An 18,589-nucleotide genomic window follows, 5' to 3' on the forward strand; every position below is an offset into this window, starting at 1 on the left:
ATTGTATATCAAAAAAATGCACTCGCAGCCGTTTTCAGCAAATCCATCGGACGAGATTGAAGGAACTGTGCAGGGCCACCGTGATGGACACGGGTTCGTCATCCGCGATGACGGTGAATCGGACATTTATATTCCCGCGAATGAGATGCGCGCCGTGCTACACCGCGACAAGGTGCGCGTGCGGATCGCGCGCCACGACAAGCGTGGCCGCCCGAGGGCCGTGTGGTCGAGATCGTCGAGCGGCCGCACAACCCGGTGATCGGCCGCTTGCTCAACGAGAGCGGCGTGTGGCTCGTCGCGCCGGAAGACAAGCGTTACGGACAGGACGTGCTGATACCCAAGGGCGCAACGGGCACGGCCAAGTCAGGGCAGGTCGTCGTGGTTGAACTGACCGAGCCACCCGCGCTGTACGGTCAACCCGTGGGCCGGGTGACCGAGGTGCTCGGCGAGGTGGATGATCCTGGCATGGAAATCGAGATTGCGGTGCGCAAATACGGCGTGCCGCATGAGTTCTCCGCAGCCTGCCTCGCCGAGGCCAAGGCCCTGCCCGAGAAGGTAAGGCCGCAGGACAAGCGCCGCCGTGTCGACCTGACCGACATTGCGCTGGTCACCATCGATGGCGAAGACGCGCGCGACTTTGACGATGCCGTGTACTGCGAACCGGCCAAAGTCGGTCGCTCCAAGGGCTGGCGTCTGCTGGTCGCGATTGCCGACGTCAGCCACTATGTGGAGACTGGCAGCGGTATCGACATCGATGCGTACGAGCGCGCGACCAGCGTCTACTTCCCGCGCCGCGTGATTCCGATGCTGCCGGAGAAGCTGTCGAACGGCCTGTGCTCGCTGAATCCGGAAGTTGATCGCATGTGCATGGTCTGCGACATGCTGATCACCGCCGAGGGCGAAATCCACGCCTACCAGTTCTACCCCGCCGTGATGTGGAGCCACGCGCGCTTCACTTATACCGAAGTGGCGGCGATTCTGGCGAACACGCGCGGCCCGGAGGCGGCCAAGCGCAAGGAGCGTGTGCAGGATCTGCTCAATCTGCATGGCGTCTACACCTCGCTGCTCAAGGCGCGTCAGCGGCGCGGCGCGGTGGACTTCGAGACCACGGAGACGCAGATCGTCTGTGATGAGAACGGGCGCATCGAAAAAATCGTTCCGCGCGTTCGCAATCAGGCACACCGTCTGATTGAAGAAGCGATGCTGGCCGCCAACGTCTGCAGTGCGGACTTCATCGGGCAGTCCAAGCACCCGGGCCTGTTTCGCGTGCACGATGGTCCAACGCCCGAAAAGGTCGACATCCTGCGTGCCTATCTGAAGGCGCTGGGCGTCGGCATGACGGTGAGTGACGAACCCAAGACCGGAGAGTTCCAGGCCATCGCGATGGCCACCAAGGACCGCCCCGACGCGCAGCAGATCCACACCATGCTCCTGCGCTCGATGCAGCAGGCGATCTATTCGCCGCACAACAGCGGGCATTTCGGATTGGCGTTCGACGCCTACACGCACTTCACGAGCCCGATCCGGCGTTATCCCGATCTGCTCGTGCATCGCGTGATCAAGGCGATTCTGAGCAACACCAAGTACAAGCTCCCGAACTTGCCGGAGCAGGGCGAGGCCTACGAAAAGCTGGTCAAGCGACTGGCCGGGCGCGTCAAGGATCCGGACATCAAGCCGATGTCGATGTCCGCGCGCCGCGAGCTTGAGGCGTGGGAAGCGGCGGGCTTGCATTGCAGCGCCAACGAACGCCGTGCCGACGAGGCCAGCCGCGACGTCGAGGCCTGGCTCAAGTGCCGCTACATGCGCGAGCATCTGGGCGAGGAGTACAGCGGCGTCGTGACTGCGGCGACCACCTTCGGCATTTTCGTGACGCTCGACGAGCTGTATGTGGAGGGACTGGTCCACATCACCGAACTTGGCGGCGAATACTTCAAGTTCGACGAGGTGCGCCAGGAGCTGCGTGGCGAACGCACCGGCATTCGCTACTCGATTGGCACGCGCGTGCGGGTGCAGGTCAGCCGCGTCGATCTCGATGGTCGCAAGATTGATTTCCGGCTGGTGCGCGACGATGCCGAGTTCGCGAGCGCGGCGTCGGCCAGGCCGCGCGGCAACGTGGGGCATGCTGCTGCACGCTCGCAGCCTCGCGCTGCTTCGCGTCCGGAAGACATGGCGCGTGCCCGCGACAGGAATGAGTCGCAGCGTGCCGCCTCCGGCAAGCCCGCGCGTGCCAAGGACGGCAAGCAGGACGGTGGCAAGCCGGCACGTGGCGCCAAGGCCGTCGGCAAGAGCACGGCATCGCGCAGCAACAAAAGCGCGGGCAAGGGCGCAAGTCCTCGCGCTGAACATTGCTGGCGCACGGTGACGGGCCGAGGGTTGCGGGCTTCAGGCGCAATTCACAATAACGGAGATGACACGACCCATGGCGGACGGTGAAAAAAAGACTTCGAGAGTGGCGCTCGTGACCGGTGCCGGTTCGGGCATTGGCAGGGCGGTGGCGCTGGCGTTGCTGGCCGATGGCTGGCGGGTGGTGCTCACCGGTCGTCGTGAAGCGCCGCTTTCTGAAACGGCGCAGCTATCGGGCGCTGGCGAGCGTGCTCTCGTGGTGGCCTGCGACGTGACCGATCCGGTGAGCGTGCGCCGTGCATTCGATGCTGCCACCGACGCCTTTGGCCGCGTGGACCTGCTGTTCAACAACGCGGGCATAGGCGCGCCCGCCGTTCCTCTCGAAGATCTCGAGATCGAGCAGTGGAAGGCGGTGGTGGACACCAATCTGAGCGGCATGTTCTATTGCATCCAGAACGCCTTTCGCGTGATGAAGAGCCAGGTGCCGCGCGGCGGGCGCATCATCAACAACGGTTCGATTTCCGCTCATACACCAAGGCCCAACTCGATTGCCTACACCGCTACCAAACATGCGGTGATGGGCCTGACCAAGTCCGCGTCGCTCGACGGGCGCAAGTACGACATTGCGGTTGGCCAGATCGACGTCGGCAATGCCGCAACCGAGCTTGCTCAGCGACTCACCCAGGGCGTGATGCAGGCCCACGGCGCCGTGGCCGAAGAACCGTTGATGGACGTGGACATCGTGGGACGGTCCGTGCTCTACATGGCGAATCTGCCGCTGGAGGCCAACGTGATGTTCCATACCGTGATGGCCACCAAGATGCCGTTCGCTGGCCGTGGTTAAGTTTCTCCGCACACTTTCTTTCCCGGCATTCGCGCTGTGTGCGCTGGCCGCGTTCAACGCGCAGGCCCAGCTTGCGCAAGCGCCGGACTTCGCGTCCAAGGCGCATGACCCCGACGGGATGGCGGTGCGCACGCTGGCCTGCACGACGTGCCATGGCGCGCAGGGCAAGTCCACATCGAGCGGCTACTTCCCGCGTCTGGCGGGCAAGCCGGCGGGCTATCTCTACAACCAGTTGCTGAACTTCCGCGACGGACGACGTGCGTATCCCACCATGTCATACCTGCTGGAGAACCTGACCGACGAATACCTGCGCGAAATCGCCGAGCATTTCGCGGTGCTGGAAGTGCCGTATCCCGCGCCTTTGCCTGCGAGCGAGTCGGCTTCGGTGCTTGAACACGGACGCAAGCTGGTGTTCGAGGGTGATGCGGCACGCTCGCTTCCTGCCTGCGTGCAATGCCACGGCAAGGCGATGACCGGCGTTGCGCCATTTGTGCCGGGCTTGCTCGGCTTGCCGCGCGACTATCTCAACGGTCAACTGGGCGCGTGGCAGTCCGGCAAGCGACATGCGCAGCAGCCTGACTGCATGGCGGCGATTGCGAGGCAGATGCAGCCCGAGGACGTGAGCGCCGTGTCCGCGTGGCTTGCGGCCCAGCCGGTGCCGGATGGCGGCAAGCCGGTCGCGGCGCATGCACAGGCCCTGCCGATGCGCTGCGGTGGTGTGGAGGTGGCGAAATGAAACGCTCATTCGCAATCCTGACCGGCTTGATTGCCGTGGCGGCAATCGGCGGCGTGGCGGTCTACCAATTGAATCGCCTGGACGAATCACCAGTGAACGTTGCCGAGGCGGTGAAGCCCACAGCTGAACTGGTTTCCCGGGGCGAATATCTGGCACGCGTGGGCAACTGTATGGCCTGTCACACCGTGCCCGGCGGTGCCGCGTTTGCCGGTGGCCGCGCGATAGAGACGCCGTTCGGGGTCATCTACTCGACCAATCTCACACCGCACTCCGGCAACGGCATTGGCGCATGGAGTTCGGCCGAATTCTGGCGAGCCATGCACAATGGGCGATCAAAGGACGGGCGGCTGCTGTACCCGGCGTTTCCCTACACCAGCTACACGCAGGTCACGCGCGAGGACTCGGACGCGATCTGGGCCTATTTGCGCAGCCAGCCGCCCAGCGATCAGGCCAACCGGATGCACGCGCTTGACTTTCCGTTCAACACCCAGGTAGCGCTCGCTGGCTGGCGTGCGGTTTTCTTCCGCCCCGAGAAATTCGCGCCGCAAACCGCAAAGACGCCCGAATGGAATCGCGGTGCGTATCTGGCCCAGGGATTGGGGCACTGCGCGGCCTGCCACACGCCGCGCAACGTGCTCGGAGCCACGCAGGAGGGTGCGGCATTTCGCGGCGGATTGATTCCGGTGCAGAACTGGTATGCCCCGGCGCTCAACGCACCGCAGGAAGCTGGCGTGGCTGAGTGGCCGGTAGCGGACATCCAGCGGCTGCTGCAGGTCGGTGTTTCGCCGCACGGCTCGGTGTCCGGACCGATGGCGGAAGTGGTGTTTCGCAGCACGCAGCATCTGAGTGATGCCGACGCGCGCGCCATGGCGGTCTATTTGCGCGAGTTGCCGCAGCAACAGGTGCCGGTGACGCCATCGGAGCCGCCAGCATCCAGCAGCATGGAGCTTGGAGCCAAGGTCTACCGGCAGTATTGCGCCGAATGCCATGGCGAGAAGGGCCAGGGCGACGGGGAATCCTTCCCGGCGCTTGCGGGCAATCGCGCCGTGATCATGCACAGCCCGACCAATGTGGTTCGCATGGTGCTGCAAGGCGGCTACCAGCCAGCGACGGCCGCAAACCCGCGTCCGCAGGGCATGCCGCCGTTTCTGCATGTCCTTGGCGACAAGGAAATTGCCGCAGTCGTCACCTATATCCGCAACGCTTGGGATAATCGGGCATCCTCACTGGACGCGACGGACGTCTATCGCACCCGCGAACGCCGTGGCTCCTGAATGAATGCCTGCCATGACAGTTTTGCGAGTTTCAGCTTCCCCTGCGGCACCGGCCGATGAGCGCCCCGTGCAGCGGGTGATCTGCCTGTGCGCGCAATGGTGCGTGGTCTGCGGCCAGTATCGGCCGCAGTTCGAGGCGCTGGCCGGGCAGTTTCCCGGAGTCGAGTTTCGCTGGGTCGACGTCGAGGATGAGGAAGAGGCGATGGGCGACTATGACGTCGAGACCTTCCCGACGCTGCTGATCGCCGAGGGCGACGAGCCGCGTTTTCTCGGCCCGGTCTTGCCGCAGCCGGGCTTGGTGGGGACGTTGCTCAAACGCCTCATGCACGAAGGCGTCCATGCGGCGGACGCGCATGCAGCGGAGTTGCTGGCACGCATCGTGCGCTCGCATTCCTGACGGTCTGGTCAACGTCCGCTGTGAGGTTTTGGCATATCGGCCAATGCAAAATGCATGCCGCCGAGCTATGCAGGCAGTTTGCATTCGGGCTATAATGCGAACTTCACGACCAAACGGGCGGATCACCAACCGCCCCTTTTTTTTGGGCGTTCGCTTTGCGAATTGAATCAAATTCGAAGGCGAATGCCCGATTGCGCTTTTGGGAAACAGGACAGAGCACATCAGTGGCATTGCAGCAAATCGTTGAACAAACCGTGACCGGACTCGGCTATGACCTCGTGGAGATTGAACGCTCCGCAGGTGGCCTTCTGAGAATCACCATTGACCTGCCGTGGCAACCGACTGCCCCGCAGGAGCCAGCGGCTGAGCATTTCGTCACGGTGGAAGATTGCGAAAAAGTCACTCGCCAGTTGCAATTCGCGCTGGAAGTCGATGCGGTGGATTACACCCGCCTCGAGGTCTCGTCCCCGGCATCGACCGTCTCCTGCGTCACGAGGCGGACTTTGAGCGCTTTGAGGGCGAAGAAGTGGACATCACGCTCAAGGAGCCCGTGGGCGCCGCAGGCGGCGGTGTGATCAACGCCAATCGCAAGAAATTTCGCGGCACGCTCGAGCGGGCCGAAAACGGTGGCTGGCAAGTGGTCTGGAGCGATGCGCCTCCGGTCAAGCCCGGCCAGCGTGTGAGCAAGAAGCGCGAGCCCGCTCCGGTGCAGGCGCTGGGATTCACCTTGGATGAATTGCGCGAGGCGCGCCTGGCGCCCATTGTGAACTTCAAGGGGCGTAGCGCCAAACCAGGCCAGCAGGCGGGTTGAACGTTTGAAATAAGGGGACGGCACCGAAATGAAGTGCGGCTGCTGCCTCAAAGTGATTGAAACAGGAGAGTCGTCGAATGAATCGCGAATTGTTGATGTTGGTTGAGGCCATTTCGCGTGAAAAGAATGTCGAGCGCGATGTGGTGCTGGGTGCCGTCGAGTCCGCTCTGGCGCAGGCCACCAAGAAGCTCTACAAGGGTGAGGTGGACATCCGCGTGGCTATCGATCGCGATAGCGGTAATTACGACACTTTCCGTCGTTGGCTGGTCGTGCCCGACGATGCCGGTCTGCAGAATCCGGACGCCGAAGAGCTGTTGATGGACGCGCTTGACCGCGTGCCCGGTATCGCCGAGGGTGATTACATCGAGGAAGAGGTCGAGTCCGTGCCGATTGGCCGTATCGGCGCGATGGCGGCCAAGCAGGTGATCCTGCAGAAGATCCGCGATGCCGAGCGCGAGATGCTGCTCAACGACTTCATGAGCCGTGGCGAAAAGATCTTCACCGGCACCGTCAAGCGCATGGACAAGGGCGACATCATCGTCGAGTCCGGTCGTGTCGAAGGGCGCCTGCGCCGCAGCGAGATGATCCCCAAGGAAAACCTTCGCAATGGCGACCGCGTGCGCGCCATGATCATGGAAGTGGACCTGACGCTGCGCGGCGCGCCGATCATCCTCTCGCGCTCCGCACCTGAGTTCATGATCGAGCTGTTCCGCAACGAAGTGCCCGAGATCGAGCAGGGCCTTCTCGAGATCAAGAGCTGCGCTCGCGATCCGGGCAGCCGCGCCAAGATTGCCGTGCTCTCGCACGACAAGCGCGTGGACCCCATCGGCACCTGCGTCGGCGTGCGTGGCACCCGTGTGAATGCGGTGACCAACGAACTCGCCGGTGAGCGCGTAGACATCGTGCTGTGGTCGGAAGACCCGGCACAGTTCGTGATCGGGGCGCTGGCTCCCGCGAACGTGAGTTCCATCGTCGTGGACGAGGAAAAACACGCCATGGACGTGGTGGTGGACGAGGAAAATCTCGCCATCGCCATTGGCCGTGGCGGACAGAACGTGCGTCTGGCTTCCGACCTGACGGGTTGGAAGATCAACATCATGGATGCTGCCGAGTCTGCCCAGAAGCAGGCCGACGAGACCGGCGCCGCACGCCAGCTCTTCATGGAAAAGCTGGATGTGGACCAGGAGATCGCCGACATCCTGATCGAGGAAGGTTTCAACAGCCTCGAAGAAGTGGCGTATGTGCCACTGCAGGAAATGCTGGAGATCGAGAGCTTCGATGAAGACACCGTGAATGAGCTGCGCGTGCGCGCCAAGGACGCCTTGCTCACCATGGAAATCGCACGTGAAGAGAGTGTTGACGGCGTATCGCAGGATCTGCGTTCTCTGGACGGCCTGACGCCCGAACAGATCGACAAGCTGGTAGCCGCCGGCGTGAACACTCGTGACGATCTGGCCGATCTGGCCATTGATGAACTGACCGAACTGACCGGACAGTCTGCTGATGACGCGAAAGCCTTGATCATGAAGGCACGCGAGCACTGGTTCACAGGTCAAGAGTAAAGGTCAGGGAGGTACGAGCACAATATGTCGAGTAACACAGTCGCCGAGTTCGCAGCCGAACTCAAGAAAACCCCTGCCATGCTGCTGGATCAATTGAAGACAGCAGGCGTGGCAAAGGCATCCCCTGGCGATGCCCTGACCGAGTCAGACAAGCAGAAACTGCTTGCCTATCTGCAGGCCAGTCACGGCACGTCAGGTGCAGATCGCAAGAAAATTACTTTGGTGAAAAAATCCACTAGCGAAATCAAGCAGGCCGATGCCACTGGCAAGGCTCGCACCATTCAGGTTGAAGTGCGCAAGAAGCGTACTTTCGTCAAGCGCGACGATGGTACGGACGGCGCAGGCGCCGATGCGGGCAACGAGATGCAGGCCCACGAGGAGCATTCCGCCGAGGACCAGGAACTGGTTCGTCGCGAGGAAGAGGCTCGTCGCAGTGCCGAATTGATCAGCCGCCAGGAGCAGGATCTGGTCGTTCAGCGCGCCGAGCGCGAAGAGCGCGAGCGCCGCGACCGCGAGGCCGAGGAACGCGCGGCTGCCTACATGGCAGCGGAAGCTGACAAGAAGGCCGCCGTCAATGCGGCTCGCAAGGAAGCGGCTGCCGAAGCGGCCGCCGAGGTCGAGGCGCGCAACACCGCGCAGGCCGAGGCGCGTGCCAAGGCCGAAGCCGAATCGAAGGCTCGCGCCGACGAGGAAGCCGCTCGCGCCACCGATCTGGACGCACGTCGCCGCAAGGCTCTGGCGGAAGCCGAAGCCATTCGCGCCATGATGGCTGCGCCCAAGAAGGTGCTCGTCGCCAAGAAGCCCGAGGAGCCGAAACCGGCACCCAAGGCCGCTGGTACGGAGGCCAAGAAGGGCACGCTGCACAAGCCGGCGGTCGGCACGGGCACGGGTCCGCGCACCAATGCACCTGCTCCGGCCGGTGCCGGCGCGGGCGCGGGCAAGGAAGTCAAGTCTTCCAAGCTGTCTTCGAGCTGGGCCAACGACGGCGCGAAGAAAAAGGAAATCAAGACCCGTGGCGATGCCTCGGGTGGCGTGAACAATCGCTCCAACTGGCGCGGTGGCCCGCGCGGTGGCCGTCGCGGCAATGATCGCCATGACCAGCACCAGCAGCACGCACCGGCGGAATTCCGCGCGGTCGAAGTGCACGTGCCCGAAACCATCACCGTGGCCGAGCTGGCGCACAAGATGTCGGTGAAGGCCGGTGAGCTGATCAAGATCCTGATGAAGATGGGCCAGATGGTCACCATCAACCAGATGCTGGATCAGGACACGGCGATGATCGTCGTCGAGGAAATGGGCCACACCGCCAAGGTCGCCGCTCTGGATGATCCGGAAGCGTTCACCGACGAGGAAGTGTCCAACTCCGAGGCCGAACAACTGCCACGTGCACCGGTGGTGACCGTGATGGGTCACGTCGATCACGGCAAGACCTCGCTGCTGGACTACATCCGCCGCTCCAAGGTGGCGGTGGGCGAGGCGGGCGGCATCACGCAGCACATTGGCGCATACCACGTCGAGACGCCGCGCGGCATCGTCACGTTCCTCGATACCCGGGTCACGAGGCCTTCACGGCCATGCGTGCCCGCGGTGCGCAGGCCACCGACATCGTGATTCTGGTGGTGGCTGCCGACGACGGTGTCATGCCCCAGACCAAGGAAGCGATCAAGCACGCCAAGGCCGCCAATGTGCCGGTCGTGGTGGCGATCACCAAGGCCGACAAGCCCGATGCCAACCCCGACCGCGTCAAGCAGGAACTGGTGGCCGTCGAGGTGGTGCCCGAAGAATACGGTGGCGATTCGCCATTCGTGGCCGTGTCGTCCAAGACCGGCGCGGGCATCGACGAACTGCTGGAGCAGGTGCTGCTGCAGGCCGAAGTGCTGGAACTCAAGGCTCCGGTCGAGGCCGCTGCCAAGGGTCTCGTGATCGAAGCGCAGCTCGACAAGGGCCGTGGTTCGGTGGCCACCGTGCTGGTGCAGTCGGGCACGCTCAAGGTGGGCGATGTGGTGCTGGCCGGGCAGACCTTCGGTCGCGTGCGAGCCATGCTCGACGAAGACGGCAAGCAGACCAAGGAAGCCGGGCCATCGATCCCTGTCGAAATCCAGGGCCTGAACGAAGTGCCGCAGGCCGGTGATGACTTCATGGTGCTGACCGACGAGCGTCGTGCACGTGAAATCGCCACCTACCGCGCTGGCAAGTTCCGCAACACCAAGCTCGCAAGGCAACAGGCCGCGAAGCTCGAGAACATGTTCGCCGAAATGGGTGCGGGCGAAGTGCAGACCCTGCCGCTGATCATCAAGGCGGACGTGCAGGGTTCGCAGGAAGCTCTCGCGACCTCGCTGCTCAAGCTGTCCACCGACGAAATCAAGGTGCAGATGGTGTACTCGGGCGTGGGTGGCATCAGCGAGTCCGACGTCAATCTGGCGATTGCCTCCAAGGCCATCGTCATCGGCTTCAACGTGCGTGCGGATGCCCAGGCCCGCAAGACCGCTGAAAGCAACGACGTGGACATCCGCTACTACAACATCATCTACGACGCCGTGGATGAGGTGAAGGCGGCGATGTCGGGCATGCTCGCTCCCGAGCAGCGCGAAGAAGCCATCGGTACGGCCGAAATCCGCACCGTGTTCGTGGCCTCGAAGATCGGCACCGTTGCCGGTTCCTACGTCACGTCCGGCGAAGTCAAGCGCGGCTGCAGGTTCCGTCTCCTGCGCGAGAACATCGTCATCTACACGGGCGAGGTCGAGTCCATTCGTCGTCACAAGGACGACGTCAAGGAAGTCAAGGAAGGTTTTGAGTGCGGTATCAAGCTCAAGAACTACAACGACATCAAGGAAGGCGACCAGCTCGAACTCTTTGAAATCAAGGAGATCGCACGTACGCTGTAAGGCGTCGTGCGCGAGCAAGACAGGAAGAGCATGGCAGCGAAGAAGTCCTCAACGCCCAACCGCGGCTTCAAGGTCGCGGATCAGATTCAGCGCGATTTGTCTGAACTGATCCGCGAACTCAAGGACCCGCGCATCGGCATGGTGACCCTGCAAGGCGTCGAGGTGACGCCCGACTATGCGCACGCGAAGATTTTCTTCAGCGTGCTCGTGGGCGATCCCGAAGCCACGGAAGAAGCGCTGAACCAGTCCGCGGGATTTCTGCGCAACAGCCTGTTCAAGCGTCTGCACATCCATACCGTGCCCACGCTGCATTTCCACTTCGATCGCACGCTCGAACGTGCGGCCGACATGAACGCCTTGATCGCCAAGGCCGTGTCCTCGCGCGCCAAGGAAGACTGAGCATGAACGCGCCACGCACAAGGGTGCAGCGGCGCCCTGTGCATGGGGTGTTGCTGCTCGATAAGCCGCTGGGTTGGTCCAGCAACGACGTCCTGCAAAAGGTCAAGTGGTTGCTGCGCGCGGAAAAAGCCGGCCATACCGGCACGCTCGATCCACTCGCGAGCGGCGTACTGCCGCTGTGCTTTGGCGCGGCCACCAAGTTCAGCCAGTTGCAGCTCGAAGCGCCCAAGACCTATGAGGCGATAGCACTACTCGGCACCACCACCACGACGGCCGATGCCGAGGGCGAAGTGCTCGAAGAGCGCGAAGTCACGCCCGCGATGCTGACTGCCGAACGCATCGAAGCCGTGCGCCAGCAGTTTCTCGGCCCGATCAGCCAGATTCCCCCGATGCACAGCGCATTGAAGAAAGACGGCAAGGCCCTGTACGAATATGCCCGCGCGGGTGTCGAGATCGAGCGTCCGGCGCGCCAAGTGTCCATTCTGAGCCTGTCCATCGAGCCGATTCAGACAGCCGAGGGCCGATCCGCACTGCGCCTGATCGTGCGCTGCACCAAGGGCACCTACATCCGCACGCTCGGCGAAGACATCGGCAAGGCGCTCGGATGCGGAGCGCACCTCACGTTCCTGCGCCGCATCGAGACCGGCGGCATCGGCGTGGATCGCTGCGTCAGGCTTGCCGACCTCGAGGCCATGCCGGAGGCGGATCGCATGGCGCATGTGCATCCGGTTGAAACGCTTTTGGCCGGGCACACCACTGTCACGCTGGACAGCGAAAATGCCGGGCGTTTTCTCTCGGGCCTGCGCCGCCGCGGTTCGTGGCCCGATGCGGATGCGGTCGCAGTGTACGGCGATGCGCCGCACGCGCTGCTCGGAGTCGGTCATGTCACGGGAGGGGAGCTGGTGCCAGAACGCTTGCTCAGCCCACTTGAAATTCAACAAATTCTGGAAAACTCGCCGTCGGTTGAACACGGCACTTTGGAAACCACGCTATGAGCACTCAAATCCGCAACATTGCGATCATCGCCCACGTTGACCATGGCAAGACCACCATGGTTGACCAGCTTCTGCGCCAGTCCGGCACGTTCGCCGAACACGAAAAAGTCGTTGACACCGTCATGGACAACAACGCCATCGAACGTGAGCGCGGCATCACGATCCTCGCGAAGAATTGCGCGGTGAGCTGGGAAGGCACGCACATCAACATCCTCGACACACCCGGTCACGCGGACTTCGGCGGTGAAGTGGAACGTGCGCTGTCGATGGTGGACGGCGTGGTGCTGCTGATCGACGCGCAGGAAGGCCCGATGCCGCAAACGCGCTTCGTGACCAAGAAGGCGCTGGCGCTGGGTTTGAAGCCCATCGTCGTGGTCAACAAGGTGGACAAGCCGGGTGCGCGTCCCGACTACGTCGTGAACGCGGCGTTCGACCTGTTCGACAAACTCGGCGCGACCGATGAGCAGCTTGATTTTCCGGTGGTCTACGCCTCGGGCATCAACGGCTGGACATCGCTCGAAGAAGGCGCTGCCGGCGAGCAATGGGGTCCCGACATGTCGGCCCTGTTTGACACCATCCTGAAGCACGTGCCTTCGGTGAAGGGCGATCCGTCCGCTCCGCTGCAGATGCAGATTTCGGCGCTTGACTACTCGACCTTCGTGGGTCGTATCGGGGTGGGCCGCATCAATGCCGGTACCGTGAAGCCCGGCCAGGAAGTGCTGGTCATGTCCGGCTCTGACGGCACGAGCTACAAGGGCCGTGTGAACGAAGTCCTGAAGTTCCAGGGACTTGATCGCGTGAAGGTGGCGGAAGCCGGTCCGAGCGACATCGTGCTGGTCAACGGCATCGAGAACGTCGGCATCGGCGAAACCCTGACCGATCCGAACAATCCCCAGCCGCTGCCGATGCTCAAGATCGACGAGCCGACGCTGATCATGAATTTCTGCGTCAACACCTCGCCACTCGCGGGTCGTGAAGGCAAGTTCGTCACCAGCCGCCAGATCTGGGATCGCCTGCAACGCGAACTGCGCTCCAACGTGGCTCTGCGCGTGAAGGAAACCGACGAGGACGGCATTTTCGAAGTCGCCGGCCGTGGTGAACTGCACCTGACCATTCTGCTCGAAGAGATGCGCCGTGAAGGCTACGAGCTGGCCGTCTCCAAGCCGCGCGTGGTGTTCCGCGAGATCAACGGCGAGAAGTGCGAACCCATCGAACTCGTGACCGCCGACCTCGAAGAAGGCCACCAGGGCGGCGTGATGCAGGCGCTCGGCGAGCGCAAGGGCGAACTCGTGAACATGGAGCCGGACGGCCGTGGCCGCGTGCGTCTTGAGTACCGCATTCCCGCGCGCGGACTGATCGGCTTCACCAACGAATTCCTGAACCTGACACGTGGCTCGGGCCTGATCTCCAACATCTTCGACAGCTACGAGCCGCACAAGGGCGACATCGGTGGCCGCAAGAACGGCGTGCTGATCTCGATGGACGACGGTGAAATCTTCACCTACGCGCTGGGCAAGCTCGACGACCGTGGCCGCATGTTCGTGAAGGCCGGTGATCCGGTCTACGAAGGCATGATCGTCGGTATCCACAACCGCGACAACGACCTGGTGGTGAACGCCACGCGTACCAAGCAGCTCACCAACTTCCGCGTATCCGGCAAGGAAGACGCGATCAAGATCACGCCTCCAATCGACCTCACGCTCGAATACGGCGTCGAGTTCATCGAGGACGACGAGCTGGCTGAAATCACGCCGAAGTCGGTGCGACTGCGCAAGCGTCACCTGAAGGAACACGACCGCAAGCGCGCCTCGCGCGAGTGATCCCAGGGCGACTGCGGACTCCGGCAGTACCCCGACAAACAGGCGCGACTCGAAAGAGGTCGCGCTTTTTTGTTGCCTTTCGCGACTCGCGCTCGGTGTTCGGAGCTTCTATCGAACTGTTACCCTTCTGAGTTGTAAGTAATGACGCCAAAGTGCTTGCTCATTGTCATCAATTGTGAAAATATGCTTCGCCGTCGCGAACGGGTCGCCGCGGCATGGAGTGTCAAAAATTGAAGGAAAGATGATGCAGGGCGTTCTCTCAAAGTTGCGGGTGGTGGGTCTGGGCTCGGCGGCGGTGCTGGTTGTCGCTGCGCTGGCCTCCTCCCAGCCTGCCAGGGCCGACATCGTGATCGGGCAGACCACAGCCGTCACCGGCCCTGTGTCCGCAAGCGTGGGCGAAACACTGGTGGGCGTGCGTCTGTATCTGGACAGCATCAACGCCAAGGGCGGTGTCAATGGCGAGAAGATCAAGCTGATCACGCTCGACGATAAATTCGATCCCAAGCTCGCCGGTGAAAACGCCCGGCGCCTGATCGAGCAGGACGACGTCGTCGCGCTGTTCATGAGCCGCGCCACGCCGCATACCCAGGCCATCCTGCCGCATCTCGCCAAATACGGTGTCGCGCTCGTCGCGCCATCCACAGGGGCGATGATCTTTCACCAGCCGGTGAACCCGCTGGTCTTCAACGTCCGGTCCAGCTATCAGGCTGAAACCGAGAAGGCGGTGGAACACCTGCAGACGCTCGGTCTGAGCCGCATCGCCATGGTGCATGTGGACGACAGCTTTGGCGAAGACTGTCTTGCCGGTGCGATGAAGGGCTTCGACAAGACCGGCCTCAAGCCTTTGTCGATCACCAAGGCCGACCGAAGCAAGCCCGACTACGCCACCATCGTGCCGCAGCTCATCAAGGAAAACGCCCAAGCCGTCATCTGGATCGGCTCGAGCGTGGCCGTGAGCGACGGCGTGAAGGCGCTGCGCAAGGCCGGCTCGGCCATGCAGGTGGTGACGGTGTCCAACAACGCCTCTTCCGGATTTGCCAAGCAGCTCGGCGATTCCGTGCGCGGCGTGATCGTCACTCAGGTGTTCCCCAGCGAACGATCCGTGGGCTATGCGATCAATCGCGAAGCAATGGCGTTGGCAAAGGCCAAGGGCGACGTCGAGATATCGCCCTCGGTGATGGAAGGCTTCGCGTCGGCCAAGGTGCTGGTTGAAGGCCTGCGCCGCGCCGGCCCGAAACCCACGCGTGAAAAAGTGGTGGCCGCGCTGTCGAGCATGAACCGCTACGACCTCGGCGGCCTGGAGGTAGGCTACAGTCCGACGACCACACGGGACTGAGCTTTGTGGACCTGTCGATCATCGATGCGAAAGGACAGTTCCGCCGCTGATTTGACGACACGGTTTTTCAGACGCCCGACGCCTCCAGCAATGCAAAGCTGGGGGCGTTTTTCTTTGCGGGTGGCTCGCTTGATATTCAAAACGTATCGAAAGGCCGATTTTTCATATTGGACAGCGACCATAAAGGCATCGAACATTGCGCTCACAACCGCATGAGCAGTTCAGGAGACAGTGCAGATGCAAGCAAGTTCGCCCTACGCAGGCCCGTTGGCCGGCGTGCGCGTGCTGGATTTATCCAGCGTGATCTTTGGCCCGATGAGCAGCCAGGTGCTGGCCGACTATGGTGCCGAGGTCATCAAGATCGAGCCGCCTTCGGGTGATTCCACGCGCTATACCGGGCCTGCCGTGGAGCAGGGCATGGCGGCGATGTTTCTGGGCAGCAACCGCAGCAAGAAGAGCGTGGTGCTCGACCTCAAGCAGCCAAATGCGCAGCAAGCGCTGAACGCGCTGATTGCCACCGCCGACGTGTTCATGCACAGCATGCGTCCACAAAAGCTCGCGCGGCTCGGCCTCGACAGGGACACGTTGCGGATGCGGTATCCGCGACTGATCTACGTGGGTCTGCACGGTTTTGGCGAGGCGGGTCCATATGCGGGGCTCCCGGCGTACGATGATGTGATCCAAGGCATGAGCGGGTTGGCCGATCTGATGGATCGCCAGACCGGCGAGGCCCGCTATCTGCCGACGATTGCCGCCGACAAGACCTGCGCGCTGGTGGGTGCCCATGCAATTTTGGCGGCGCTGTTTCAGCGCGAACGCACCGGCGAGGGGTGCTTCGTCGAGGTGCCGATGTACGAAACCATGGTGGGCTTCAACCTGGTTGAGCATTTCTACGGAATGCACTTCAACCCGCCACTGAGTCCGCCCGGCTATCCACGCGTGATGGCCCAATCGCGCAGACCGTACAGGACCAGTGACGGCTATGTCTGCATGATGCCGTACACCGATCAGCATTGGCAGCGCTTCTTCGACGCGGTGGGCCAGCCCGGGATTGCCCGTGAGGAGCGCTTTGCCAGTCAGGCCGCGCGCACGCGCCATATCGACGAGTTGCTGGGCCTGCTCGGCAGCTTTGTGAAGCTGCACGACACCGCGCATTGGCTCGCCCTGTGTGATCGCCTCGAAATCCCCGCCGCCGCCGTGGCACGTCTGGACGATTTACCTAGCGATGCGCATTTGCAGGCGACGGATTTTTTCGTTTCGGTGCCCGACGCGGCCATGGGTGAGGTGCGGTTTCCGCGCTCGTCCGTGCGCATGGACGGAGTGCAGGCGCCGATCCACATGCCGCCGCGCCTCGGCGAGCACACCGAGGCGCTGCTCAGGCAGGCCGGTCTCGATGATGCGGCCATTGCAGCGCTGCGAATTCAAAATCAGGAGAGATAAGCGAACATGACAGCTACAAAAATCGCCAGCACGGTGCCATTGGACTCGATCGCGCGCATGGGGCAGGGCGTGCATTGGCAGGACATCGCGGCAGGCCAGCAATGGCGCACGTTCCGCCGGACCATCACCGAAACCGATCTCGTCAATTTCATCAACGTGACGGGCATGCTCGAGGCGATCTTCATCGACGCCGGGTTCGACGAGGGTGCGATCAAGGGTCGGCCCGTGCCCGGCGCGCTCACCTACACGCTGATCGAGGGCTTCATCCTGCAATCGATGATTCAGGGAACCGGTCTGGCGATGCTGGAGCTGCACCAGAAGATTCTGGCACCGGTGGTGGTTGGCGACACGATCCAGGCGCTTGTGACGGTGACCGACATCCGTCCCACCAGCAAGAACAACCGCGCGGTCGTCACTTCCCGCATCACGGTCTACAACCAGCGGCAGGAAGTGGTGATGGAGTACACGGCCGTGCGTCTGCTGGCCGGCCGCTGAGCCCAGCGAATCATTCATCAAACGCCCTCATCAAGGCAACAAGGAGACAAACCCATGAAGCATACGGAATCAAAAGCCCGAACTCCGTTTCGCCGTCGGCACATGCTGCAACTGAGCACGATTGCGCTGGCAGCATTCGCCGCCTTGCCCGCAGTCCATGCCCAGGCCCAGGCCTGGCCGACCAAGCCGATCACGCTGGTCGTTCCATTTCCACCGGGTGGCCCTACGGACATGGTGGCGCGCGTGCTGGCGCAGAACGTCAGCGAACAGCTCGGTCAGTCCATGATCGTGGACAACAAGCCGGGCGCCAACGGCAATATCGGCAACGCGTTCGTGGCCAAGGCTGCGGCGGACGGTTATACGGTGCTCTACAACACCTCGTCGATTGCGCTGAGCCCGGCGCTCTACAAGAAGCTCAGCTACAACGTCAACACCGAACTTGCGCCCGTCGTGCTGACGGCCGTGGTGCCGCTTGCGCTGGTGGTCAATCCGGACAAGGTGAAGGCCAATACCGTGGCGGATTATGTGCAGTTCGCCAAGGCTCAGAACGGCCGCATCTCCTACGGTTCGGCGGGCAACGGCAACGTCACGCACCTGGCGGCGTTCCAGTTCGCGCAGCATTTCGGCATCGAAGCCACCCATGTCCCGTACAAGGGCAGCGCACCGGCGGACGTGGATCTCGTGGCCGGGCAGATCGATTTTTTGACCGACACGATCAATTCGGTCTCGGCCTTCATCAAGGACGGCAAGCTCAAGCTGCTGGCGGTCTCCACGCCCAAACGCCTGCCCAATTTTCCGCAGGCTCCGACGCTTGCTGAAAGCGGCATGACCGGCTATGAGTCGGGCGCGTGGCAGGGCGTGATGGTGCCGGTCAAGACGCCCAAGGACGTGGTCGACAGGCTCAATACCGCGTTCAACAAGGCGCTCAAGGATCCCGAGGTTCTCAAGAAGCTGGCGATCCAGAGCACCGAGCCGCTGGGCTCCACGCCCGCAGAGTACGGCGCCTACGTCAAGAAGGAAATCGCGCGCTGGGACTCGGTGGTCAAGAGCACCGGCGTATCGCTCGACTAGGGCCTGTTCACACAACCCACGGGGTCGCGCAAGCCCGAAGGGTTGTGCAGTCTTGGGCGGTCTGCGGTGTTGCAGGCTCTCGCAAGGTACCTACCTTGCTTCGAGCCTGCGCCTTGCATCCCATCCCAAGACTGCACAACGCGATCCCCGTGCGTTGGGTGAACAGGCCCTAGGCCTGTTG

General features: G+C 62.7%; 11 protein-coding genes and 4 pseudogenes. All 15 read left to right on the forward strand.

What is annotated here, in order from left to right; translation table 11 throughout:
* The first annotated feature begins 1 nt into the window (after position 1).
* The 15 genes and pseudogenes from rnr (at position 2) to H9K75_RS22050 (ending at position 18,408) form a co-directional block, all read left to right on the forward strand.
* Positions 2 to 2,433: pseudogene (rnr, locus tag H9K75_RS21980) on the forward strand (ribonuclease R).
* Entirely contained in the window at positions 2,420 to 3,187 is a 768-nt protein-coding gene (locus H9K75_RS21985; protein ID WP_187724141.1) for an SDR family oxidoreductase, read from the forward strand. The pseudogene rnr and the gene H9K75_RS21985 overlap by 14 nt, the downstream one beginning before the upstream one ends.
* Positions 3,180 to 3,923, forward strand: a complete 744-nt coding sequence (locus H9K75_RS21990) for a c-type cytochrome (RefSeq protein WP_404826380.1) — start codon at positions 3,180 to 3,182, stop codon at positions 3,921 to 3,923. Before H9K75_RS21985 ends, H9K75_RS21990 begins: the two co-directional genes overlap by 8 nt.
* Positions 3,920 to 5,197, forward strand: a complete 1,278-nt coding sequence (locus tag H9K75_RS21995) for a c-type cytochrome (protein ID WP_187724142.1) — start codon at positions 3,920 to 3,922, stop codon at positions 5,195 to 5,197. Before H9K75_RS21990 ends, H9K75_RS21995 begins: the two co-directional genes overlap by 4 nt.
* A gap of 13 nt (positions 5,198 to 5,210) precedes the next feature.
* Positions 5,211 to 5,594, forward strand: coding sequence for a thioredoxin family protein (locus tag H9K75_RS22000; protein ID WP_187724143.1), 384 nt, complete (start codon positions 5,211 to 5,213; stop codon positions 5,592 to 5,594).
* Between the two features lie 224 nt (positions 5,595 to 5,818).
* A pseudogene (gene rimP / locus H9K75_RS22005) lies at positions 5,819 to 6,405 on the forward strand (ribosome maturation factor RimP).
* 77 nt (positions 6,406 to 6,482) lie between these two features.
* Complete coding sequence (gene nusA / locus H9K75_RS22010) at positions 6,483 to 7,967, forward strand: transcription termination factor NusA (RefSeq protein ID WP_187724144.1); 1,485 nt, start codon at positions 6,483 to 6,485, stop codon at positions 7,965 to 7,967.
* Positions 7,968 to 7,991: 24 nt separating this feature from the next.
* A pseudogene (infB, locus tag H9K75_RS22015) lies at positions 7,992 to 10,852 on the forward strand (translation initiation factor IF-2).
* A gap of 30 nt (positions 10,853 to 10,882) precedes the next feature.
* Entirely contained in the window at positions 10,883 to 11,251 is a 369-nt protein-coding gene (gene rbfA / locus H9K75_RS22020; protein WP_187724145.1) for a 30S ribosome-binding factor RbfA, read from the forward strand.
* Positions 11,252 to 11,253: 2 nt separating this feature from the next.
* The gene (gene truB, locus H9K75_RS22025) at positions 11,254 to 12,246 is read left to right on the forward strand and encodes a tRNA pseudouridine(55) synthase TruB (RefSeq protein ID WP_187724146.1); all 993 of its coding nucleotides are present in this window, start codon (positions 11,254 to 11,256) and stop codon (positions 12,244 to 12,246) included.
* Complete coding sequence (gene typA, locus H9K75_RS22030) at positions 12,243 to 14,066, forward strand: translational GTPase TypA (RefSeq protein WP_187724147.1); 1,824 nt, start codon at positions 12,243 to 12,245, stop codon at positions 14,064 to 14,066. The genes truB and typA overlap by 4 nt, the downstream gene beginning before the upstream one ends.
* A gap of 244 nt (positions 14,067 to 14,310) precedes the next feature.
* A pseudogene (locus H9K75_RS22035) lies at positions 14,311 to 15,452 on the forward strand (ABC transporter substrate-binding protein).
* A 187-nt stretch (positions 15,453 to 15,639) separates the two neighbouring features.
* Complete coding sequence (locus H9K75_RS22040; RefSeq protein WP_187724148.1) at positions 15,640 to 16,842, forward strand: CaiB/BaiF CoA transferase family protein; 1,203 nt, start codon at positions 15,640 to 15,642, stop codon at positions 16,840 to 16,842.
* Between the two features lie 6 nt (positions 16,843 to 16,848).
* Positions 16,849 to 17,337, forward strand: a complete 489-nt coding sequence (locus tag H9K75_RS22045; protein WP_187724149.1) for a MaoC family dehydratase — start codon at positions 16,849 to 16,851, stop codon at positions 17,335 to 17,337.
* Positions 17,338 to 17,391: 54 nt separating this feature from the next.
* Positions 17,392 to 18,408, forward strand: a complete 1,017-nt coding sequence (locus H9K75_RS22050) for a Bug family tripartite tricarboxylate transporter substrate binding protein (protein ID WP_226858365.1) — start codon at positions 17,392 to 17,394, stop codon at positions 18,406 to 18,408.
* Positions 18,409 to 18,589 lie beyond the last annotated feature (181 nt).

It is taken from the genome of Diaphorobacter aerolatus (assembly GCF_014489535.1).
GTDB lineage: Bacteria > Pseudomonadota > Gammaproteobacteria > Burkholderiales > Burkholderiaceae_C > Diaphorobacter_A > Diaphorobacter_A aerolatus.

What these genes read in the sequence shown, in the direction of transcription:
- H9K75_RS22000 (WP_187724143.1), top strand. Translation starts at nt 5,211, where the DNA reads ATGACAGTTTTGCGAGTTTCAGCTTCCCCTGCGGCACCGGCCGATGAG.
- rbfA (WP_187724145.1), top strand. Translation starts at nt 10,883, where the DNA reads ATGGCAGCGAAGAAGTCCTCAACGCCCAACCGCGGCTTCAAGGTCGCG.
- H9K75_RS21985 (WP_187724141.1), top strand. Translation starts at nt 2,420, where the DNA reads ATGGCGGACGGTGAAAAAAAGACTTCGAGAGTGGCGCTCGTGACCGGT.
- H9K75_RS22045 (WP_187724149.1), top strand. Translation starts at nt 16,849, where the DNA reads ATGACAGCTACAAAAATCGCCAGCACGGTGCCATTGGACTCGATCGCG.
- truB (WP_187724146.1), top strand. Translation starts at nt 11,254, where the DNA reads ATGAACGCGCCACGCACAAGGGTGCAGCGGCGCCCTGTGCATGGGGTG.
- nusA (WP_187724144.1), top strand. Translation starts at nt 6,483, where the DNA reads ATGAATCGCGAATTGTTGATGTTGGTTGAGGCCATTTCGCGTGAAAAG.
- H9K75_RS21995 (WP_187724142.1), top strand. Translation starts at nt 3,920, where the DNA reads ATGAAACGCTCATTCGCAATCCTGACCGGCTTGATTGCCGTGGCGGCA.
- H9K75_RS22050 (WP_226858365.1), top strand. Translation starts at nt 17,392, where the DNA reads ATGAAGCATACGGAATCAAAAGCCCGAACTCCGTTTCGCCGTCGGCAC.
- H9K75_RS22040 (WP_187724148.1), top strand. Translation starts at nt 15,640, where the DNA reads ATGCAAGCAAGTTCGCCCTACGCAGGCCCGTTGGCCGGCGTGCGCGTG.
- typA (WP_187724147.1), top strand. Translation starts at nt 12,243, where the DNA reads ATGAGCACTCAAATCCGCAACATTGCGATCATCGCCCACGTTGACCAT.